Annotated in this window: 27 protein-coding genes, 1 tRNA gene and 1 pseudogene; 7 read left to right on the forward strand and 22 right to left on the reverse strand. The window is 62.5% G+C overall.

Translation table 11 applies throughout. The features are described 5' to 3' along the window. The 15 genes from Q6E04_RS08295 to Q6E04_RS09030 form a co-directional block, all read right to left on the reverse strand. Positions 1–181, reverse strand: a 181-nt coding sequence (locus Q6E04_RS08295) for a hypothetical protein (RefSeq protein ID WP_303250307.1), incomplete at its 3' end; no start/stop codon positions are given. Then, positions 178–369: a hypothetical protein gene (locus Q6E04_RS08300; protein ID WP_303250308.1), complete on the reverse strand. Its 192-nt coding sequence runs from the start codon at positions 367–369 to the stop codon at positions 178–180. The genes Q6E04_RS08300 and Q6E04_RS08295, both read right to left, overlap by 4 nt. After that, a complete protein-coding gene (locus tag Q6E04_RS08305; RefSeq protein WP_303250309.1) occupies positions 366–815 on the reverse strand; it encodes a hypothetical protein in 450 nt (149 codons plus the stop codon). The genes Q6E04_RS08300 and Q6E04_RS08305 overlap by 4 nt, the downstream gene beginning before the upstream one ends. Beyond that, positions 805–1,461: an ATP-binding protein gene (locus Q6E04_RS08310; RefSeq protein ID WP_303250310.1), complete on the reverse strand. Its 657-nt coding sequence runs from the start codon at positions 1,459–1,461 to the stop codon at positions 805–807. The genes Q6E04_RS08305 and Q6E04_RS08310 overlap by 11 nt, the downstream gene beginning before the upstream one ends. Next, entirely contained in the window at positions 1,433–2,083 is a 651-nt protein-coding gene (locus Q6E04_RS08315; protein WP_303250311.1) for a hypothetical protein, read from the reverse strand. The genes Q6E04_RS08310 and Q6E04_RS08315 overlap by 29 nt, the downstream gene beginning before the upstream one ends. Before the next feature lie 9 nt (positions 2,084–2,092). After that, on the reverse strand, positions 2,093–2,488 hold the full coding sequence (locus Q6E04_RS08320; protein WP_303250312.1) for a single-stranded DNA-binding protein: 396 nt from the start codon (positions 2,486–2,488) through the stop codon (positions 2,093–2,095). 10 nt (positions 2,489–2,498) lie between these two features. Continuing rightward, positions 2,499–2,849 (reverse strand): hypothetical protein, encoded by a 351-nt coding sequence (locus Q6E04_RS08325; RefSeq protein ID WP_303250313.1) that lies wholly within the window; start codon positions 2,847–2,849, stop codon positions 2,499–2,501. Beyond that, on the reverse strand, positions 2,846–3,412 hold the full coding sequence (locus Q6E04_RS08330; protein ID WP_303250314.1) for an ERF family protein: 567 nt from the start codon (positions 3,410–3,412) through the stop codon (positions 2,846–2,848). The genes Q6E04_RS08325 and Q6E04_RS08330 overlap by 4 nt, the downstream gene beginning before the upstream one ends. Further along, a complete protein-coding gene (locus Q6E04_RS08335) occupies positions 3,412–3,963 on the reverse strand; it encodes a hypothetical protein (protein WP_303250315.1) in 552 nt (183 codons plus the stop codon). Before Q6E04_RS08335 ends, Q6E04_RS08330 begins: the two co-directional genes overlap by 1 nt. Beyond that, the gene (locus Q6E04_RS08340) at positions 3,953–4,390 is read right to left on the reverse strand and encodes a hypothetical protein (RefSeq protein WP_303250316.1); all 438 of its coding nucleotides are present in this window, start codon (positions 4,388–4,390) and stop codon (positions 3,953–3,955) included. Before Q6E04_RS08340 ends, Q6E04_RS08335 begins: the two co-directional genes overlap by 11 nt. 38 nt (positions 4,391–4,428) lie before the next feature. Then, positions 4,429–4,674, reverse strand: a complete 246-nt coding sequence (locus tag Q6E04_RS08345) for a hypothetical protein (protein WP_303250317.1) — start codon at positions 4,672–4,674, stop codon at positions 4,429–4,431. Beyond that, positions 4,675–5,451 (reverse strand): phage antirepressor KilAC domain-containing protein, encoded by a 777-nt coding sequence (locus Q6E04_RS08350; RefSeq protein WP_303250318.1) that lies wholly within the window; start codon positions 5,449–5,451, stop codon positions 4,675–4,677. After that, positions 5,442–5,618 carry a hypothetical protein gene (locus tag Q6E04_RS08355; protein ID WP_303250319.1) on the reverse strand — a complete coding sequence of 59 codons (177 nt, stop codon included), beginning with the start codon at positions 5,616–5,618 and terminating at the stop codon, positions 5,442–5,444. Before Q6E04_RS08355 ends, Q6E04_RS08350 begins: the two co-directional genes overlap by 10 nt. After that, positions 5,611–6,018 (reverse strand): hypothetical protein, encoded by a 408-nt coding sequence (locus Q6E04_RS08360; RefSeq protein WP_303250320.1) that lies wholly within the window; start codon positions 6,016–6,018, stop codon positions 5,611–5,613. The genes Q6E04_RS08355 and Q6E04_RS08360 overlap by 8 nt, the downstream gene beginning before the upstream one ends. Next, entirely contained in the window at positions 6,011–6,286 is a 276-nt protein-coding gene (locus Q6E04_RS09030) for a helix-turn-helix domain-containing protein (protein ID WP_368656411.1), read from the reverse strand. The genes Q6E04_RS08360 and Q6E04_RS09030 overlap by 8 nt, the downstream gene beginning before the upstream one ends. A gap of 113 nt (positions 6,287–6,399) precedes the next feature. Between Q6E04_RS09030 and Q6E04_RS08365 the strand changes: the two genes are divergently transcribed. Continuing rightward, on the forward strand, positions 6,400–6,558 hold the full coding sequence (locus tag Q6E04_RS08365) for a hypothetical protein (protein WP_303250321.1): 159 nt from the start codon (positions 6,400–6,402) through the stop codon (positions 6,556–6,558). Here the strand turns inward: Q6E04_RS08365 and Q6E04_RS08370 are convergent. Then, on the reverse strand, positions 6,555–6,716 hold the full coding sequence (locus Q6E04_RS08370) for a hypothetical protein (protein WP_303250322.1): 162 nt from the start codon (positions 6,714–6,716) through the stop codon (positions 6,555–6,557). The genes Q6E04_RS08365 and Q6E04_RS08370 overlap by 4 nt on opposite strands. A gap of 194 nt (positions 6,717–6,910) precedes the next feature. Further along, complete coding sequence (locus Q6E04_RS08375) at positions 6,911–7,105, reverse strand: helix-turn-helix transcriptional regulator (RefSeq protein WP_303250323.1); 195 nt, start codon at positions 7,103–7,105, stop codon at positions 6,911–6,913. Positions 7,106–7,223: 118 nt separating this feature from the next. Between Q6E04_RS08375 and Q6E04_RS08380 the strand changes: the two genes are divergently transcribed. From Q6E04_RS08380 to Q6E04_RS08400, 5 genes are all read left to right on the forward strand, one after another. Beyond that, a complete protein-coding gene (locus Q6E04_RS08380) occupies positions 7,224–7,871 on the forward strand; it encodes a LexA family transcriptional regulator (RefSeq protein ID WP_303250324.1) in 648 nt (215 codons plus the stop codon). Between the two features lie 104 nt (positions 7,872–7,975). Further along, positions 7,976–9,199 carry a 3'-5' exonuclease gene (locus tag Q6E04_RS08385; RefSeq protein WP_303250325.1) on the forward strand — a complete coding sequence of 408 codons (1,224 nt, stop codon included), beginning with the start codon at positions 7,976–7,978 and terminating at the stop codon, positions 9,197–9,199. Positions 9,200–9,282: 83 nt separating this feature from the next. After that, the gene (locus Q6E04_RS08390; RefSeq protein WP_303250326.1) at positions 9,283–9,537 is read left to right on the forward strand and encodes a type II toxin-antitoxin system HicB family antitoxin; all 255 of its coding nucleotides are present in this window, start codon (positions 9,283–9,285) and stop codon (positions 9,535–9,537) included. Positions 9,538–9,670: 133 nt separating this feature from the next. Continuing rightward, positions 9,671–10,786 carry a hypothetical protein gene (locus tag Q6E04_RS08395; RefSeq protein ID WP_303250327.1) on the forward strand — a complete coding sequence of 372 codons (1,116 nt, stop codon included), beginning with the start codon at positions 9,671–9,673 and terminating at the stop codon, positions 10,784–10,786. Between the two features lie 220 nt (positions 10,787–11,006). Continuing rightward, positions 11,007–11,789, forward strand: a complete 783-nt coding sequence (locus Q6E04_RS08400) for a teichoic acid transporter (RefSeq protein ID WP_303250328.1) — start codon at positions 11,007–11,009, stop codon at positions 11,787–11,789. Between the two features lie 120 nt (positions 11,790–11,909). On the opposite strand, the gene Q6E04_RS08405 is transcribed toward Q6E04_RS08400, so the two are convergent. The 3 genes from Q6E04_RS08405 to Q6E04_RS08415 form a co-directional block, all read right to left on the reverse strand. Next, entirely contained in the window at positions 11,910–12,752 is an 843-nt protein-coding gene (locus Q6E04_RS08405) for a putative ABC transporter permease (RefSeq protein ID WP_303250329.1), read from the reverse strand. A 134-nt stretch (positions 12,753–12,886) separates the two neighbouring features. Continuing rightward, a complete protein-coding gene (gene pyrE, locus Q6E04_RS08410) occupies positions 12,887–13,567 on the reverse strand; it encodes an orotate phosphoribosyltransferase (RefSeq protein WP_303250330.1) in 681 nt (226 codons plus the stop codon). 226 nt (positions 13,568–13,793) lie between these two features. Next, positions 13,794–15,143 carry an amidohydrolase family protein gene (locus Q6E04_RS08415; protein WP_303250331.1) on the reverse strand — a complete coding sequence of 450 codons (1,350 nt, stop codon included), beginning with the start codon at positions 15,141–15,143 and terminating at the stop codon, positions 13,794–13,796. 251 nt (positions 15,144–15,394) lie between these two features. Here Q6E04_RS08415 and Q6E04_RS08420 point away from each other — a divergent pair. Then, positions 15,395–16,963: pseudogene (locus Q6E04_RS08420) on the forward strand (amidohydrolase). Positions 16,964–17,126: 163 nt separating this feature from the next. On the opposite strand, the gene Q6E04_RS08425 reads toward Q6E04_RS08420, so the two are convergent. Further along, a tRNA-Pro gene (locus tag Q6E04_RS08425) sits at positions 17,127–17,203 on the reverse strand. A gap of 153 nt (positions 17,204–17,356) precedes the next feature. Then, positions 17,357–18,691: a Wadjet anti-phage system protein JetD domain-containing protein gene (locus Q6E04_RS08430; protein ID WP_303250332.1), complete on the reverse strand. Its 1,335-nt coding sequence runs from the start codon at positions 18,689–18,691 to the stop codon at positions 17,357–17,359. Between the last annotated feature and the right edge of the window lie 12 nt (positions 18,692–18,703).

Genomic DNA, 18,703 nt, shown 5'->3' on the forward strand with positions numbered 1-18,703 from the left:
GGCGCCTTATGTCGCGGCGCAGGCGGTACTCCAGCCTGCCGACCTCGGCGGCGTGCGCGCAGCGGCCGCAGAGCGTCACGTCGAGGTCGCCGAACGCCACCTGGCGCAGCGCGTCGGAGCCGCCGCAGTGGCGGCACGCCGGGGTTCGGTCGGTCAGCGGGGCGAGGCCGCGCGCCGTCATTCGGGCCTCGGTTCCACTCGGCCGCCGCGGAGCTCGAAGCGCCACGGGTTGCGGGCCACGCGCATCACGTAGAGCGCGCAGCTCTCGTCGTTGGCCCTCGTGTTGAGCGGGCACGACGCGCAGTCCTCCGTCGAGCCGCACGCGGCGAGCGCGTGCCAGATGGACAGCTCAACCTCGTCGTATTTCATCTCTCCTCCTTGCGCCCGAAGGGCGATTCGATCTCGTAACGCCCGTAGGCGAACAGCCGTTCGTCGTTCGGCCCCATGCCTGCGGGAAGCGTCCCGTCGAGCCACATGGCCTCGAACTCGTCCGCGTCCCATTCCCAGCGGATGCGCGCCTTCCCCTCGTGGAGGAGCCGGTGGCACCCCGAGGCGTTGCCCGACCCGCACACCGCGAACAGCGGCGGGCGCAGTCGGAACTCGCCGCGCGGGGTCGCCAGAGAGAACGCGCCGCCTCCCATGCCCTTGGGCGGGTGGTGGTGGGCGTTGGCCGCGGGCCGTCCGCACAGCACGCAGCGCGCGCCGTCGTCGAGGCGGTGGGCGTCGCCGCGACCCGTATAGCTGGCGCCGACGCAGGGCTTGCCGAGGAGGCCGAACGCCTCGACCGTGCGGCCGCGAAGCGTCCTAGCGTCCATCCATGACCACCACCTCGGCGCCCTGGTAGACCCTGCGCAGGATCGCGTCGGCCTGCTCGTAGTCGCCGCCCTCGGCCATGAGGCGGCGCCCCAGCTCGGCCTTGCCGTACTGCGTCGTGAAGACCGTGGGCTTCATCCGGCCGTACCTCGAGTCGAGCAGGGCGAACAGCTTCTCCAGCGCGTCGGCCGTGGGGCGCTCCTTGCCCAGGTCGTCGATGCACAGGACGGACACCGAGCGGTAGCGGGAAAGCGCCGTCTCCTCGCTGCCCTCGCCGCCGTATGTCGCCCTTACGGCCCGGAGAACGTCTCCGAACGTGGCGAACAGCACGGGCTTCTCGGCGGCGGCGATTCCCAGGGCGGCGCACGCCTCGCGGGTCTTGCCGCACCCCGCCTTGCCGGTCAGCACCAGGTTCGCGGAGCCTCCGTTCGCCGCGCGCTCGGCCCACTCCCTGCTTTCGGGCATGGAGGGCTTCTCGTTGGCGAAGCGCGGCGGCATCCCGGACAGGCGCACGCGGCGGGCCGTGACGTCGGCGCGGCGGCGGGCCTCCTGCTCGCCCGCGTCGGCCATCGCCTCGGGAGGCAGCGAGGCGCGGATGGCCTCGATTCTGGCGGCCAGGTCACCAGTCGCCGAAAACGGGCTCTTCACGGCTCGCCTCCTTCCTCTTCTCCTCGTCGCCGCGCTCCCAGTTGCGGACGGCGGCGCGCCAGTCCTTCATCGGGTTGCGCCCGGCCTTCCAGCCGTTGGCGGCGTAGTAGTCGCAGAACCGCTCGGGGTCGATGCCGTAGCCCTTCTCTCGGACGTACTCGGCCACTTCGTCGAGCGTGGGTGGCGTGAAGCGCGCGGGCTTCGCGCGCGTACACCCCTTACTGTTCTGTTCTGTACTGTTCTGTACTGTTCTGTATTGGCTTTCGGTTTTTCCGCTCTCGTCGGAAACCCCCGGTTTCTCGGTTTCGGAAACCTCTGGTTTTTCGATTGCGGAAACCTCGGGTTTCGCCGTTTCGGAAACCTCGGGTTCCTCCTTGTCGGAAACCTCCGGTTTCTCCTTCGGCGGGCGCCCGCCTTTGCTCCCGCGCTTTCGGGACTCCTTCGAGTGGTCGATGTCGTCCTTCAGCGCGATGAAGATGGGCGCGAGGTGGTACGGCAGCTCGACGGTTTCGCCGAACATGCCGTACATGTTCACCGCGTAGATCAGCTCCTTGCGGTCTTCCTCGTTCAGCGCGGCGCACACGTCGCCGAACTTCGCGAAGATCGTGAACGAGTCCGCCATGATTGCTCCTTAGAACGGGATGTCTTCCTCGTAGACGCTCTCGGCCTGGGGCTGCCGCTGTCGCTGCCCGCCCTGCTGGCCGCTCTCGACCGTCCACATGTCGCGGACGGAGAACACGACCTTGCTGCGCTTGGAGCCGTCCTGCGCCTGCCACTCGTCGTACTTCGGCTCGCCCGCTATGACGAGGCGCGCGCCCGGCTGGACGAGGTCGCAGCGGAAGTCTCGGTCGGAGCGGCCCCAGTACTCGCAGTCGAAGAACTGGGGGACGCTCTCCCATTCCCCGGCCTGGTTCTTGCGGCGGCTCGGGCTGTTGAGGCCGAAGGACACGACCTGCTTGCCGGTCGCGGTCTGTCGGCGGTCGATGCGGCCGTTGGTGATCCAGCCGTCCATCACGAACTGTTTCATTTCGTTCCTCCTAGAACTCGGGGTCGCCCATCTGGGCGCGTTTGATCTGGTCGTAGACGATGCGGCAATCGTCCCTGTACACGTCTATTGCCTTGAGCGATGCGCGCCACATGGCCTCTGCGCACTGCATCTCGAGCATCGCCTCGGCCACCTTCTCGTCGCCCTTCGCAGCCATGTCGATGAGCGTCACGGGGAGGCCGTCCGACTTCATCCGCAGCGCGGCGGCTGCCTTGGCGGCGTAGTAGTCCGCCTTCTTCTCGGCGTAGTCCCTTCCGCGCTCGCTGGCCTCGCTGACGGCGCGCTTCATCAGCCGCCTGTCTTCCTCCAGCTGCTGCCAGAGGGTCAGGCCGTCGGCGCTCATGCGCCCTCGAACTCGGCCGCGACGGACGCGAGCCAGGCGGGGTCGCCCATCTTGGCGTCCGGGCGCTTCTCGACCCCCTGGATCACCGCCTTGGGGTCTGCGCCGTGCTCGGCGGCGTATGACTTCACGGCGGCCCACAGGCGGCCCTTGGCGGCCGCGAGCGGGTCGGCCTTGCGCGCCTTTCCGTGGTCGTTCGTGGCGTCGGCGTCCTCGGTGTCGTCGATGAGGAAAAGGCCGTTCAATGCGTACTTGCGGGCGTAGCTGGAAGCGGTGCCTGTGATCTGGCTCTCGTCCATGCCCTTCTTCGCCTCGGCCTCGCGGGCGTATGCGGTGACCGCCACGGCTTCGCCGCCGTCCGTCAAAGACGCGGTGGCCTTGATGTAGACGCGCCCGCCGCACGCGACCGGCTCGTCGGACAGGGTGAGCGTCAGGCCGCGCTCGGACAGCAGCGGCTTGACGGCCTCGAGGATGTCCTCGCAGCTGCGGTAGTTGTACCCGCCGAAGCTGTTCCGCTGGCTCTTGGGGGCTTTCAACGCCGCCTGGACCTCGATGAGCTTGTCCACTACGCCTCGCCCCCTTCCGGCAGCAGGAGCGCGTCCAAGCCTCCGAGACGGGCCGCGATGGGGCCGACGAGCTGCGGCTTGCATCCGGTGACCATGATTCCCGTGACCTTGGCGGGACACGCGGAAACGCCCGGCACGATGACGTCAGTTCCGCTCACGACCACGGCGTCGCCGACTCGCTCGAAGGTTTTCAAGAACGCCTGTTCGGGTTTTCGCTCCTCCTCGAACATGTACGGATGCTCTTCGTGGAGCAGCGACCACGCCTCGTGCTGGTATTCGGGCTTGAGTCGGCGCGCGACGGAGAGCTGCCCGTTGTCCGCGAGGAACCCCTCGAACGCGTCTGGGTCGGTCACCTCCCAGCCTTTTCGGTCGGTCTTCAAGGTCAGCGCGCCGACCTCGGTGCCGTCGAGCATCAGGCGGGCGCGGTCGGTTCCGTTGCCGGCGAAGGCCTCCGCCAGCTCCTTCTCGGCCTGGGCGCGCGTCTCGTCGAGCGCGGCCTTGGCGATCTTGCTCGCGGCGGTAAGCACCGCGAGACGTTCGTTAGTGTTCAATCGGTATCCTTTCCAGGTAGTAGACGCCGTGGCATGCGGCGCTCCTCAGATGGTCGTTCGTCAGCAGCCCCGCGCCCTCCCACGGGAACGCGCCCTCGGCCATGTCGGCCTTGAGGCCCGCGACGTTGCCCCCGGTCCTGGGGTTCAGGACCTGGCGCGAGGTCTGGATGACGATGCGCTCCCCTTCGAGCGCCTTGTGCAGGTAGCCGCACAGGTACGGGGTCTGGTAGGTGTATCCGCCCTGCCTGCCGGGGTAGCCGACGAAGCCCTCGACGACGAAGGCGTCGTGGGGCCTGTCGGCGGCCCATTCGGCGATTCGGGACGCGATGACGCGCGCCCTCTCCATGAGGGCGTACTGGTCGGCCCCCACCGCGCCTTTCTCGCGGATCGTCAGCGCGTCGGCTATGCGGCCGCGCTCCATGTACACGAGCCCGGTGTTCGCGGTGCCGGGGTCGCACGCGACGATCAAAGCTCCTCGATGTGGAAGAACTCGACGCCGCCGTGCTCGAACGCCCAGGTGGCATGCTTGCTCCCGATGCGCTTGGCGACGCGGCTCCCGGCGGCGTCGGCCAGCTCCTTGAGCGATTCGTACGAAAGGACGGCCTGCGAGTGGCTGCGTCGCGGCTCTTCGCCGAGCACCGCCTCGTCGAACGCGGCGTCGTACTCGATCCTGGCTTTCGCCAGGCGTTCGACCTGCTCTTTGCTGATCATCTAGATCGCCTCCTTGACTAGCTTGGCCATGAAGTAGGTCTGGCCCTTGCCCGTTACCTTCGGGGTTCTGTTGACCGTCACGCGCCCGTCCGAGTGCGTGACGGCGGTTTCCTTGATGCGGAAAAGCCCCATGTCCATCGCTCTTTGCGTGGGCACGTTGCGGTTGCAGCCCGATTTGCCGAGCCAGCCCTGCTCGCGCAGCCAGCCGAACAGGCGGTTCTGCCCGATCGGCACGCCGTTCTGGCGCAGCATCTTTGCCAGCTCGCCCACGAGGCACGTGCCGTCGGACGCGGCCACCGCGTCGGCGAACAGGGCCTTGGGCCGAAGCTCGGCGTTCTCGGCCGCAAGCCCCTCGATGCGCTCCTTCTGCCGGCGCATGGTGTCGTCGGCGATGCGCAGCGCGCGGGCCATGATCTCTTCGGGGGTCTCGTCGGCTTTCGCGGCGATGTATCCGCCCGTCCTGTGGATGGACGGCAGCACCTCGTCGAACACCCATCGCTCGTAGGCCTGCGCCTGCGGCAGCTTGCTGGACACGATCAGGCGAAGGACGTCGCCCTCGGCGATGAAGCGGACGTTCTGAATGCCGCCGCTCGTTCGAAGGGGGTAGTGTTTCGCGACCCCCTTGCAGTGACGCGATAGCGCGTCTTTCGTGTTGACGTATCCGAGCGCGGCGGCTACGTCCTTGCCGCAGAACATCGTGCGCCCGCCTTCCTCCACGATTCGGAGGTCGCCGAACTCCCGGTTGTTGAAAAGCTCGACGGCGTTGTTCACATCCACGTGACCACCCATCCTTTCGCCGCGAACAGCACCACGAAGATGCCGACCACGAAACACGCGGCCTGTGCTACCATCTCGATGTTGACCTCGCGAAGCAGCGGGTCGTTTGCGATGAACGCACGGAGAGCCGCCAAGCAAGCTCCGTGCGTTTTCTCGTTTCTATGCATCGCTTCCTCCTTTCAGCCAATCGTCCACCATGGCCGGAGTCATGAGCCGGCCGCGCTTCATGCCGCGCGGCAGGTAGCTGCAGAGCTGGCCGCGCGCCGCCGACCTGCAGACCGACGTGTAGTTGACGCCTGTCGCCAACGCCACCTCCTTCGACGTGTAGCCCGTCTTCTCGGGAAGCCCCGCGGCCTTCGCCATCTCGGCGAACCCGCCGCGCACGGGCTCCTTCTCCGGCTCTTCGCCGCCGACGACCTCGCAGCTCCTGACGACCAGGTACTCGACCCCGCCGACCGTGAAGAGGCCGAAGCCGTCGTCCAGTTCGAGCAGCGTGCATTCGCCCCGCTCGAAGCCGAGGAACGACGCGTAGGTGACTGCCGCGTCTCGGCGTTTCTTGTCATTCATCCGTTTCTCCTTTCGCTTCCGACGCAAGCCCTGCGTCCACTTCTCCTCTGACCAGGTCGTCGATGGAACACCCCAGGGCCCTCGCCGCCTTGGCGAGGTTTCGCGCGCTCGCCCCCATGACGTTCCCGCGCTCCCAGTGCTGCACGGTCCTGAGCGGCACGCCCGACGCGCGGGAAAGGGCCGATTGCGAAAGCCCCGCGCGAGTCCTTTCTTCCTTCATCGACATCTCGTCGGCCTCCTTGTCAATATTTCGTGTTGCACGTCGCATTGCGTAACAAGATATTGCGCAATCAAGCGCCCTCCCGTACCATTGCCTCCAGAGGGTCCTTTGCCAATCCCCTCTGAACCGTGTCGATTCAAAGCGATGGAAAGAGGTGGGATATGACGTTCGAGCAATTCGCTGCCGAGAAGACCGCAGAGATCACGGTCGCTTTCATCGAAAGCAACCGTGGAACCTCGTACGCCCTCAAGGATGCAGAAGCCGTCAATGATTTCTTCACCAAGGTTTTCAAAAACATCTACGAGAACATGAGCGTCTAGAGCCTCAGCAGCGCATCGACGGCCCCGGTCACGGCTTTCAGCCTCTCCGAGGCCGTCTCTTCCAGCGTCGACGGCCCCTTCCTGCATTCCTCGATCAAGTCCATCAGGGCTTTCTTCGCCTTCGCCCTGTCGTCGTCGCTTACTTCCGGTTTCTTCATTGCTCCTCCTTTCCTTCATCGAACCGCCGGGACGGAAGCGCGCCGCATGGGTTGTTTGAGGGCTGCTGCGTCAAGACCGTTTATTCAGCTATTGTGGGTGCCAACGTGTTGCACGTTCGGCCGGCGCGCGCCCGTCTCGATGGTTCGAAAGCTAAAGCGTTATTGGGTTGTCAAGGTGCTTCGTGACTATAGGTTTAATTACAGTCCGAGCCGAAAAAAATATCCGCGATATCGGCGTTGAAGAGCTTTGCGAGCTTCTTCGCGTCTTCGATGGTCACGGTTTCCGGGTTGTCCTCCATCTTTCGATACGTAGGACGAGATATACCCAGGTAATCAGCTACCTCTTGTTGGGTGTACCTCTCATTCTTTCTTGCTTCTGCAAGATTCATTCGGTACTCCTTTCGACAAACCTAACTATAGTTAAACCGATAGTGCATGTAAAGTTTTTTTATCATAAAATGTAATTAAAGTTTTGCTCAATGATTCGCCACATATAAAGGAGTCGGTATGAGCATCGGCGCGAACATACGCCGCATCAGGTCAAACCACGACCTGACGCAAGAAGAGTTCGGCAAGATCGCGGGCGTTTCCGCGATGGCGGTATCTCAGTGGGAGAACGGTAGAGCCGTCCCGAGAATGGGAGCCGTGCAACGCATATCGGACGCGCTAGGAGTGCCGAAGATCAGCATAATCGGAGCCGAGGAAGACACGAACCGAGGCATCGTCCCGCTGCCTATAAAAACCGCGAAGACGGCGCGCGTGCCGCTTCGCGGCAAGGTGCACGCCGGCACGCCCGTGGAGCCTGAGACATACGACCAGGAATACGTCGACATCCCTTCGCGACTGCTCGAAGAAGACCCCGACGCATACGCCGCGATCGCGGAGGGCGACTGCATGAACCTCATATACCCGGAGGGATGCGTGATAGTCGTGTCCCCCAGAAAAAAGCCGAAGAACGGCAGCGTGGCGGTCGTGACCATCGACGGCAGCGACGCCGTCATGAGGGAGATGTACCAGACCCAAGACACGCTCGTTCTGTCCCCAAAGAGCAGCAATCCGGAGCACAAGGACATAGTGATAAGGAGCGATGACGACCATATCGTCGAGTTCGGCGGGAAGGTCGTCTGGTTCCAAGCGAGGACGGAAATGGAATAACAAAGAGAATGCCGAAGATGTTGCCTATGCCGCCCATGTTAGCGAGGCGACATAAGAGGTCCGGTTGCGTATGCGGAATTACCAGATAGCGAAAGGAACCCACTATGGCGTCTTTTAGGGATATAAGCGAGATAGTTACCGGATTTACGCTCGATAAGGTCGTGGTGTTCGATACCGAAACAACCGGCGTGAACGTGCGTGAAGACGAGGTGCTGTCCATCGCCATATGCGACGCAATGGGAAACGTTCTCTACGAAAGTCGCGTGAGGCCAGTCAAGCACTTCTCGTGGCCAGACGCCCAGCGCGTTAACGGCATCTCCCCCGCGATGGTCGCATCCGCCCCGACATTGGCCGAAATCGCCCCCGAGATACGGAAGCACCTGCTTGGAAACAAGCTCGTCGTCGGATACAACCTACCCTTTGACCTCAACATGCTCGTCAACAACGGAGTGCTCGAGGACTGGCCCGCCGCCATATTCGACGTCATGACCGAATATGCGAGGTTTCACGGGAGCGCCCCGTCTATGTACGGAAGCGGCTTCAAATACTCGAAACTCGGGGTATGCGCGGATACGTACGGATACATGTTCGCAGCACATGACGCCGCCGAAGACGCGAAAGCTACCGCCTGGTGCTACAGGGCCCTGGTCAACGACGAATCATTTCTTCATGGCAGGGTCGCGCCTTACATCGAGCGCCTTCGATCTTTTTCGATGGGGCAGGTCAAGGAGTCGACCGAGAACGTGCTTACGCTGGTCGATGAGGGAATCACGTCGAGCGTCGACGCCGTTCTGAAGCTCGGAAAAGTCACGCGCGGACAGAACAAGGGAATGCCGAGATACGAATGTTTCGTCGGAGACAGGCTCGTCGGTGTTTCCTCCCCAGATGCGGCGGACAACGTGAAGCTGCTCATGTGCGCAGACAGCGAAACGCTCCCCGAGACTATTGCCTGCAAAACCCTGCTGTCGGCCTCGGGGAAAAACGCGAAATGTTCCGTGAGAATAACTGAGGACGCGCCGCTGGAACGAACGGTCTTCGCGATGGCGGAGCAAACGCGCAGGAATTTCGGCTTCGAGTACAGACAGCCTACGAGCATCCCGACAACAATGCCCTCGGGAGCATTCGTGCAGCCAACGGTGAGAAAGAAGGCCGTTGTCCCATGGGCCGCAGCGTCGGCGCTCTTCGGCATCACTGCAATCTACGGGCTGGCGGACTTCTCGTTCACTGACATCGCGACCTGGCTCGCCACGGAAGCAATCATGGTCGCAGTCGCCGTCCTTGCGGGCAGAAAAGCCGTGAAGAATCGCCTGCGCAACAAGGGGATGTAGAAGCATCTACGTAAGAAGCTCCTAGGAATATCAGCAGCATGCTTTCATCTGGCTGAATCCGTCAGAAAGAGAGACGATAGAGAATGGGAAAGTACATATACGACGCGATCCTCACCCCCGAGGAAGGTGGCGGCTACAGCGTGGACGTCCCCGCGCTTCCGGGATGCTTCACGTGCGGCGACGACTACCGGGACGCGGTGTTCATGGCCGCCGACGCGATGAAGACGTGGATAGCGGCCGCCTTGGCCGACGGCCGCGCCCTTCCGCCCTACGAGCGCGCCGAGGCCCCCGAAGGCTGCGAGCGCGTGTCCGTGTTCGTCGAGGCCCTCGAGGACTAGGACGCAAAACGCCTCGTCGTGGTCTTTTTGTTGACTTCGACAAAAAGAAAGCCCCGCGCCTACGTGCTGGAACACCGGCGCGGGGCTTCGAACATTGCACAACCTTCGTAACCAAAGGAAGGCAGGTGACATTATGCCACGAAAGCAGCGGCGCAGGTCGTGGGGTTCGATAACCGAGTCCGCGCGCGGCAAATACGTGCTGCGGTGGATCGAGAACACCCCGGACGGCAGGAAACGCAAGTCGCGCACGTTCTACGGCACCTACAAGGAAGCCGACGCAGAACTCGCCCGCATCCGCGTGCGCGTGGGCGACGACGCGCCGGTCCCCACGATCGGGCAAGCTTACGAGATGTGGTGGCTCCCGTGGATGCGCAAGCGCATCGAGGCAGGCAAGGCCGCGCAGACCACCGCCAACGGATACACGCGCGCATGGTCCAAGGTGTGCGCTCCGAAATGGGGCCGCGTGCCCGTGGACAGCGTGAAGCCCGCAGAGGTGCAGCGGTGGCTCGACGGCCTCACGAGCGGCGACGCCCGCACGGCAATGCCGCTCATGCGCAAGGTGATGGACTTCGCCGTGAAGTACGAGGTCGCAGAGGCCAACAAGTTCCGCGTGGACTACGAGATGCCGACGCGAAAGGCGCGCGAGCGCAGCAAGGACGTCTACGACCTCGCACGCGCGAATGCCGCGCTGGACGCGCTCCGCGGCGCCCGCATCGAGGCCGCGTTCATCCTGTCGTGCTTCGGCTCGTGCCGCCCCGGCGAGGCGCTCGGCGTCATGGTCGGCGACGTGGCCATGGTCGAGGCGCACGGCGTGCCGGTCGCGGCGGCGTCCATCGAGCGGGCGATGCCCGACACCGGGGCCGCGCCCGTGGACCGCCTGAAGAACGCGCAAAGCGTGCGCACTGTGTGCGTGCCCGGCCCGTATGCGGAACGCCTCGCCGCCATCGCCGAAGAGCGCCGCGCGGTCGGGTCGAAATGGCTGAGCGACCGTGGAGACGGCCTGCCTATGAACAGGCGCATGCTCAACCACGAGTGGGCGCGCGATGCCGTTGATTACATCCCGTTCGCCAATCTCCGGAACTCTTGGCGAACCTTCGCTCAGGCGGAATGGCGCATGGATTACGACCTCTTGGAAGTGCTCATGGGCCATGTGCTGCCGGGCGTCACCGGACGCCATTACCTGCGCATGTCCCCCGCCCAGCTGGCCGACCAGGTCGGCGCCGCTTATGCGAGGTTTCTATTCAGTTAGGATATTTTAGGATATTTCGCTACAAAACCCCAGGTCAGAGCGATTTGTTTCAGTCTCGTTATTTCAGACACGCCAGGCGCGAAACCGGGTCTGTTGACGTGCCGCATCGAACAAAAGATGCCAACTACTCCCTCATAGGCTCGTGCCCCGCTTCGTTGGAAAGCGCGCAGAGCACGCGTGATATAATGACAGAGTTTGCCAGTATTGAGGACGGAAGCTCATGAAGTTTATGAAACCTTCGCATAAGCACGATTCGACCGAAAACGGCCCCGTCCGTTACCTCGACGATTCGGGCCTCAGGCGCCCGTTCGATCCCCCTAAGGCAGTCATCGCCGTATGCATCGTCGCCGCCGCAGCTGCGGCGGCAATCGGCGGCTTGATGGCGTCGAAGGCGATCGACCAGGTGCTCCATGGCGAAGAGCGCGCCGCAGCCACCATCGAAAGCAATATTACGCGCAGCGTGTCCTACGATATCCCCTTGCTCCAAGACTACATCGCCCTCGACGATGCCTCCATTCTTGCGCGCCTCGATGAAGCGGGCTTTCTCACCTACGACCTCACAGGCGAAGGCGATTCCGGCCTCGACGTCATGAAACTGCCCTCTGACACCAACCTGATGGATGCAGGCATAGCGCTTGGCGGCGGTATCGGCAATATGGACGGAGTCGCGGCATCGAAATACCTCGTCGGATCATGGCGCCTCACGGTCGACCGCGTCGAAGGCCTTTCCATGCGCGTGCGCTATGCCGACCTCCAGTCGCCCGATGCCGCAGCAGCGATCGATTCCGCCATGGCAAGCGAAGGCTGGCTTGACAACCCTGCCATTACGGTAGCTGCCGAAGGTCAGGACGAAGTGGGCAACACCTTCAGAGAAGGCACGCTGACGACTTCCGACGGCACCGCCTATTCCTGGCGCGTTTCGGTCTGCCCCCTCGACGACGTCTACGACATACCGGGGCTTCCCGATAACTCCCAGTACGTCGACATCAGACTTCAGGCATAAACCCACATTCGCCTACTCGGCCCTATAACGAAAAACCCCGTTTTAACGGGGCTTTTTCATATCGGCCACCCTCAAGTCTACGAGGTCGGCGTAATCGCATATCGGCATTGGGCGGATCCGCTACTGAGGACGGCCGAAAACCGTCATGTGAAAACGCTGTTTCATCCAGTCATCGGGGAAATGCTCGTCGAAAAAGACCTGCATGGCATTCGTGGCCTCGATGCCGACCATGCGCTCGCTTTGCCTGCCGACGGCGCCGAGCGTAAATGCCGCATCGACCACAAGAAACACCGTGAGTGCGACCCCGATGGCTTTCATCGCGACGGTTTCCACATCCACTGTCGAGAACACCTTCTTGAAAAACGGAAGGGCCGTGCGCACCCATACCAGACCGAGCATGCCCCACATCACGCCGAACACGAAATTCGTCCGGCCGTTGATACTGCCGAAAGTACCTTCGTAATTCCAGGCCACGGCTCCGAAAAACACCTCCATGCCCCAGCTGGTCACGTATTCGAGAAGCGACCCCACGATCATGGCCACCGTGAATATGACCACGTTGTGGTTGTGCCAGAAACGGTTGAGGACGATCGTGAGGAACACGGCCCCGAAACCGTAGATAGGCGAAAACGGACCCCATACCAATCCGGCGCGGCTTTCGTAGCCGCCATACACGATGATGTGAAAAACCGTCTCGAGAATGAGGCCTGCGACGGCCCCCGTCACGAACAGCCACAGGATATGCCAGTAGCTCAACGAGAAGAATTCACCGCGCGGCTTCGCCACCGCCCCGAATTCATGCTTGGCCTCTTCGACGAAATCGCGTACGTCGTTTTTGACCGACTCCGTCGCGATGGTCTTTCCGCTCGCACGCTTCTCGTGCTTCTCCTCGACGTCATACGTCAAATCGGTCGGCTGAGCAATTCGCTCTTTAGCCGTATGCGACTCCCGTCGCTTCGTCATGGATGCAATCCCCCTTTCGCGATATCCGCCCCGCCGCCATCGGGCCCGCATGCGGCGTCCCTCAAAACAAAACCGCCTGCGGTCCTCGCGAAGAAGAATCCGCAGGCGGTCGGCGAGACGAAAAAGGTTCCGCCCTATTTGACGCCGTACTGCTCGTAGTACGCGTCGATGGCTGCCTTGAGCTCGTCGTCGATGACGACGCGACCTTGGCACTCACGACCGTGAAGGTGCTCGACCACCTCGGCCATGCTGACGATGGATGCCACGGGGAAGCCGTACTTCTCCTGGACTTCCTGCTGGGCAGTCACGACGCCGCCCTTGCCGACCTCCATGCGGTTCAGGCTGACGATGAGGCCCTTCACCTCGACATCGGCCGCAGCCTTGAGCTTGGGATAGGTTTCGTCGATCGACTTGCCCGACGTGGTGACGTCTTCGACCATGACGACACGGTCGCCGTCTTTCAACTCGTAGCCCAGCATGCCGCCCTTGTCGGCACCGTGGTCTTTGACCTCTTTGCGGTCGGAGCAGTAACGCACCTCTTTACCGTACAGGTCGTGCATCGCGATCGCGGTGACCACGGACAGCGGAATGCCCTTGTAGGCGGGACCGAACACGACATCGAAGTCGAGGCCGAAATTGTCGTGGATGGCGCGGGCGTAATACTCGCCCAGGCGCTTAAGCTGCTCGCCCGTCACGTAAGCGCCGGCATTCATGAAGAACGGGGACTTGCGGCCGCTCTTAAGCGTGAAGTCGCCGAACTTCAGCACATCGCTTTCGACCATAAACTCGATGAACTCGCGCTTGTAGTCTTCCATGTCGTTCTCCTTTTCGATAATCGCCTCCGCCGTTCGAACGAACGGGAGCAAAGCATATGACACATGCCGCCTTTGCGGGCGCATGAAAAATCTCCGGGCTTGAAAGCCCGTTCCTGCATAACGATGCCCTATGATACCGCATTCTTGCGATACGGGCCGCACACGAACCCCCATAGAAGGCGCATCCGCACCGACTCGGCAGGAATCAGGCGTATGTCGTCCGACGCTAGCGAACGCCCTGCACGCTTTCGGCGGGACGCGCCATGATCCAGTCGAGGTCTTCGTCCAAATCCCGAAGATGCTTGGCGCGAAGGCCGTCGGCAAGCACGCCGCGCGCCATGACCATGCGCGGCGTACGCAGCGCCGCGAGGTCTTCCAAGGGATTGCCGTCCGTGACCAGGATATCGGCATCGTAGCCCTCTTCGATACGACCCGTGACATCTCCCAAGCCGAGCAGGTCGGCGTTGACCTTGGTAGCGGTATGCAACGCGAAGGCATTGCTCACGCCCACGTATTTCGCGAAGTAGGCCACCTCGCGCCACATGTCGTAATGTGTGACGTAAGGACAACTCGAGTCGGTGCCGAGGCCTACGGGAATGCCCCGCTCGACCGCCGTGCGGGCGCTTTCGATGATGCCCGCGCAGACGATGTCGCCGTTGACCTTCTGGACCTCTGTCGAATTCGTCTTGGCGGGATCGAGCAGCGCGAACGGCAACGCTGGAGAGATCGTGCAGGTCACCGACGGTTTGCGACCTTTCAACTGAGATGCGCCGCTACGGTACAGTTCGACGACCTCGGGCGTCATCGGCGCGCCGTGCTCCACGGTATCCACGCCCGCTTCGAGGGCGACGCGCACGCCTTCGGTGCTCTCGACGTGCGCCATGACGGGCAAGCCCGCATCATGGGCGGCCGCGCACGCCTCCTTCGCGACCTCGAGCGGCATCCTCAGCACGCCGGGCTCGCCCGGCTCGGTGGCGTCGAACACGCCGCCTGTGATGAACAGCTTGATGACGTCGGCTCCGTTTTTAGCAAGGTCGCGCACCTGCTCGGCCGCCTCCTGGGGCGAAGCGGCCACCTGGGCGAAAAGCCCCGCGCCGTGGCCGTTCGGAACGGTCACGCCCGTACCGGGCGCGACGATGCGCGGGCCCGTATAGCGGCCCGATTCGATAGCATCGCGCACGGCGATATCCGAAAGCAGCGGGTCGCCCGCGCCGCGGACGGTAGTCACGCCGCTTGCGAGCTGCGTCTGCGCGTGCTTCTTGATGATGCGCCGCAAGATGGCGCGGCCGACGGGATTGTCGATCTTCTTCATAAGCGACCCTGCATCGCCCGCCGAGACGGGTTTACCAGAACCGCAGAAGTGAACGTGCATGTTGATGAGGCCGGGCATAAGGTACGATCCGCCCAGGTCGATGACACGCGCGCTCGCATCCGCCTCGACGTCGCCGCCGTAGACGATGCGCACTATCCTGCCGCCTTCAACGACGACGGTCGCGTGCGGACGCGGCTGCATGTCCCTCGTGCCGTCGAGCACGGTCGCATTGGTGAAAACGATTTTCGCAGACGAATGAGCCATGGTTGCCTCCGTAAAAGCGCGTTGCAAAACACGAATCATTGTACATGCTCGCCGACCCGCCGAAACGGCTCCCGACCCGAGCGTAAAAATCGCCGGAGGAATCCATGACGCGGCGACGATTCCGCATAGACGCGACGCTTACAGGCGCGCATCTTCCGCAACTCCACCTGGCGCGAAGCGCGTGAGGGCGCTTTGGTAGAATTCCCTCTATCACCTGCCCTTATCACCGGCCCGGCACGAAGGCGAAGGCTATGAGCGAAACGATATTCCACGGCACCATACTCTGCTGCGACGAAAACGACAGCGTCGCTTCATATCTTGTCGAGCGCGACGGCGTCATCGTCTACGTCGGCGACGAACCTCCCGCTGAATTCGCTTCGACACACGTCGTCGAACTCGAAGGGCGCGCGCTGTACCCGAGCTTCGTCGACACCCATCAGCATTTCGCAAGCTATGCGACGTTCAGCGCCGGACTCGATGTCATGGACGCCCGTTCGAACGACCAAATCGTCCGTATGCTTCATGACTTCGCCGCACAATGTACAGACAAGATAGTCATCGCCTTCGGCGCGTCTCCTTTCTCCGTCGAAGAGGGCCGTTTGGTTTCACGCGCCCAACTTGACGAAGCATGCCCCGGCAAGCCCGCGATGCTGGTCAAATACGACGGCCATGCGTGCGTGGTGAATTCGCTGCTCCTGAACGAAATCGAAGACAAGGTGAAAAACCTCAGAGGCTATCACCCCGATTCGGGCGAAATGAACCAGGAGGCGTTTTTCGCCGTATCCGACCACGTCACCGATTCGCTTTCGATCCCACAGCTGATAACCAGCATGCAGCGCGCAATGGACCGCCTGGCCGCAAAGGGCATCGGCATGGTCCATACCGTCAGCGGCGTCGGTTTCGCGGGCAATTTGGACATATCGCTTGAGAAATGGGTCGGCAAAAGCGCCCAGTCGGGATTCCAAGTGCGCGTGTTTCCGCAGTCGCTCGACGTGTCAGTCGCGCAGAAACGCAAGATTCCCCGCATTGGCGGGTGCTTCGCGTGCGCGCTCGACGGGTGCTTCGGGTCGGCCGATGCCGCGCTCAACGAACCGTACGAGAAAAGCGACGCGCGCGGCGTGCTGTACTATTCCGATGAAACGGTCATCGAGTTCTGCAAGACCGCAAACCGCGCAGGGCTGCAGATCGAAATGCATGCGATCGGCGACGCCGCCTTCGACCAAGCAACGCGCTGCATAAAAGCGGCGCTCGACGACTTCCCGCGCAAAGACCACCGCCACGGCATCATCCACGCCTGCCTCCCCACGGAACAAGGACTGGACATCTGCGCCGCGTACGGCATCCATCTCCCCATGCAGACGGCCTTCATCGATTGACCGCAGGAACCCGATTCATACCTGGAAAGCATCCTGGGGGAGCGCACCCGCCATCTCAATCCGCTGCGGACCATGCGAAAGAAGGGCATCGTGCTTTCCGCGGGATCCGATGCGCCCTGCACCGACCCCGACCCTATTCTGTGGCTGCATCGTGCATGCAACCATTCGAACCCCGACGAGTCGATTACGGTCCAGGAGGCGCTGCGGATGTGCACCCACAACGGCAGCTGGGTCACCTTCGACGAGCCAGAACGCGGGTCGCTCGAAGTCGGCAAAATCGCCGACATGGTCATCCTGTCGGGCAACCCTTACGCCACCCCGCGTGAGAAGCTGCTCGACCTGAACGTCGAACAGCTTTATCTGGCAGGCATTCCGTATCGAAAGCAGAATCAAAGCGCGATCCGCGCCGTATTGGCGGGAATCGCAAGCAAAGCGAAGATTTAGAACCGACGAGCAGCTGCTTAAGACGCCGCTCGTTTTCCATTGGAAACGAACCTGGGATCGCATTGACCCTGAGTCCCATGCAGCACGGCACAATAGCGAAGGTCGCCCTTATTCGACCGAGAAAAAGAAAAAGACCAGAGCGGATGCTCTGGTCTGTAAGTTCTGGTCGGGTTGACAGGATTTGAACCTGCGGCCCCTTGACCCCCAGTCAAGTGCGCTACCAAACTGCGCCACAACCCGTTGCGTTTTCGTTTCGTTTTTCGTTTCCCTCAAACGCAAGACGATATATTACGCCTGATATGACACTTTGGCAAGCACTTTTTCAAACTTTTTTGAAAAACGTACCGTCATTTTCAAAAACACCTGGTCGAAGGCCAAGAATAAAACCGATGTCTAATCTTCGCCGTCGAGCAGACGGGCGATCTTTTCGCTCGCGTAGGCGAAAAGCAACGCCTCTTGTTCGAGCGTCCCTTGAAAATCGAGGCATATCGATGCCGCCTCTCGGAAACAGGAGCCGCCTTTGTCCGCGAACGAACGTACCATATCGTCCCAATATTCGTCCGAACGCTTGAGCAAATGCGCTGTGCCGACCGCTCGCAGCTCCTCTTCGCCCATCATGAGGGGCTGTATCCTCGCGCTGAGCGACATCAGTTTCGACACGATGCCGAAGCCTCCCGTATCGATATCGGACCATGCGCGCAAAGGCGCAGCGGGAGGCAAGGCGACGTCGAGAAGCTCGACGAGCCGACAGACCGCCTCATTCGGCCGGCCGTGTCCCCATACGACAAGAAGGCCTCGCGGCGCTTCACGGCACAGCACACGGAAGTTCGTCAGGTTCTCGACGACCACGCACGCCCCCACTTCGTCGCACGACGATTCGGCGAACCCTTCCACGGCGGAAAGGGAAAGCGCCAGGCCCTCGCCTCCCGCTGCAGACAAGTCGATCGCGCCCCAAGCGGGACGCACGACGACATTGCCCCCTATCGCCACGCAATGGTATTTCTCGGAATGAAACCCCAGGGCCGAAAGCTTGCCGTCGGCGTCGAGGGAGGGGTCGAACGAAAAGCCGCCTGTTTCGGCCGCCTTTACGAACGACGGGGCGACAGACGTCTCGAAATGTTTGGAATCGCCGTATGCCGCGACCGACAAGACGCGCTGCCATCCGCGAAAATCGCCCGCGGCATACACTTGCAACGCCGCGCAGACATCTTCCACGACGCCTTCTTTATAGCGCTCGCGAAGCCGGAGAAGGCCGCCCGGGCGTTTCGCGTCGGCAGCGATACGGTCGATCCAGGCAAGCGCCCACGGCACGTCGGCGCAAGCACGCGCCGTCGATTTCAAAAGCCCCAAAAGGCGGGCGGCCTCTTCGGCGTCATCGAGGCTTCTTCCCGCCGCACGGTATGCGTATCGGGCGGCGAGCTCGTTGATGACGAGCGACTCGGGAGCTCCCGTCGGATCGCGTTTCACGCCGATTCCGCACGCGCGCTCCAAGTCGGACACGACGGCGAGGAAAACCTCGCGCGATTCGGCATCACGCGGGTCGTAGCCGCCGCACCCTGCCTTCCCTTTCGCATATTCCCCCTTCGTCGGAGCTATGCGCACCGTGAACGAATGAATTGGCTCTCCGCGCAGCCGCCGGCGTTCGCAGAGACGCACGACTTTTTCGGCGACGGCTTTGCGAGCCTCTTCGATGCGCTCGAGGCGCTTGCGTTCGCTCGGGCCGGGCATGGCTCCTCCTCA

It is taken from the genome of uncultured Slackia sp., from assembly GCF_959608125.1.
Classification (GTDB): domain Bacteria; phylum Actinomycetota; class Coriobacteriia; order Coriobacteriales; family Eggerthellaceae; genus Slackia.

Bases quoted from the DNA above. Each gene is read 5' to 3' on its own strand.
- Q6E04_RS08300 (WP_303250308.1), bottom strand. From the start codon at position 369: ATGAAATACGACGAGGTTGAGCTGTCCATCTGGCACGCGCTCGCCGCG.
- Q6E04_RS08305 (WP_303250309.1), bottom strand. From the start codon at position 815: ATGGACGCTAGGACGCTTCGCGGCCGCACGGTCGAGGCGTTCGGCCTC.
- Q6E04_RS08315 (WP_303250311.1), bottom strand. From the start codon at position 2,083: ATGGCGGACTCGTTCACGATCTTCGCGAAGTTCGGCGACGTGTGCGCC.
- Q6E04_RS08320 (WP_303250312.1), bottom strand. From the start codon at position 2,488: ATGAAACAGTTCGTGATGGACGGCTGGATCACCAACGGCCGCATCGAC.
- Q6E04_RS08325 (WP_303250313.1), bottom strand. From the start codon at position 2,849: ATGAGCGCCGACGGCCTGACCCTCTGGCAGCAGCTGGAGGAAGACAGG.
- Q6E04_RS08345 (WP_303250317.1), bottom strand. From the start codon at position 4,674: ATGATCAGCAAAGAGCAGGTCGAACGCCTGGCGAAAGCCAGGATCGAG.
- Q6E04_RS08355 (WP_303250319.1), bottom strand. From the start codon at position 5,618: ATGCATAGAAACGAGAAAACGCACGGAGCTTGCTTGGCGGCTCTCCGT.
- Q6E04_RS08360 (WP_303250320.1), bottom strand. From the start codon at position 6,018: ATGAATGACAAGAAACGCCGAGACGCGGCAGTCACCTACGCGTCGTTC.
- Q6E04_RS09030 (WP_368656411.1), bottom strand. From the start codon at position 6,286: ATGCGACGTGCAACACGAAATATTGACAAGGAGGCCGACGAGATGTCG.
- Q6E04_RS08365 (WP_303250321.1), top strand. From the start codon at position 6,400: ATGACGTTCGAGCAATTCGCTGCCGAGAAGACCGCAGAGATCACGGTC.
- Q6E04_RS08370 (WP_303250322.1), bottom strand. From the start codon at position 6,716: ATGAAGAAACCGGAAGTAAGCGACGACGACAGGGCGAAGGCGAAGAAA.
- Q6E04_RS08375 (WP_303250323.1), bottom strand. From the start codon at position 7,105: ATGAATCTTGCAGAAGCAAGAAAGAATGAGAGGTACACCCAACAAGAG.
- Q6E04_RS08380 (WP_303250324.1), top strand. From the start codon at position 7,224: ATGAGCATCGGCGCGAACATACGCCGCATCAGGTCAAACCACGACCTG.
- Q6E04_RS08385 (WP_303250325.1), top strand. From the start codon at position 7,976: ATGGCGTCTTTTAGGGATATAAGCGAGATAGTTACCGGATTTACGCTC.
- Q6E04_RS08390 (WP_303250326.1), top strand. From the start codon at position 9,283: ATGGGAAAGTACATATACGACGCGATCCTCACCCCCGAGGAAGGTGGC.
- Q6E04_RS08395 (WP_303250327.1), top strand. From the start codon at position 9,671: ATGCCACGAAAGCAGCGGCGCAGGTCGTGGGGTTCGATAACCGAGTCC.
- Q6E04_RS08400 (WP_303250328.1), top strand. From the start codon at position 11,007: ATGAAGTTTATGAAACCTTCGCATAAGCACGATTCGACCGAAAACGGC.
- Q6E04_RS08405 (WP_303250329.1), bottom strand. From the start codon at position 12,752: ATGACGAAGCGACGGGAGTCGCATACGGCTAAAGAGCGAATTGCTCAG.
- pyrE (WP_303250330.1), bottom strand. From the start codon at position 13,567: ATGGAAGACTACAAGCGCGAGTTCATCGAGTTTATGGTCGAAAGCGAT.
- Q6E04_RS08415 (WP_303250331.1), bottom strand. From the start codon at position 15,143: ATGGCTCATTCGTCTGCGAAAATCGTTTTCACCAATGCGACCGTGCTC.
- Q6E04_RS08430 (WP_303250332.1), bottom strand. From the start codon at position 18,691: ATGCCCGGCCCGAGCGAACGCAAGCGCCTCGAGCGCATCGAAGAGGCT.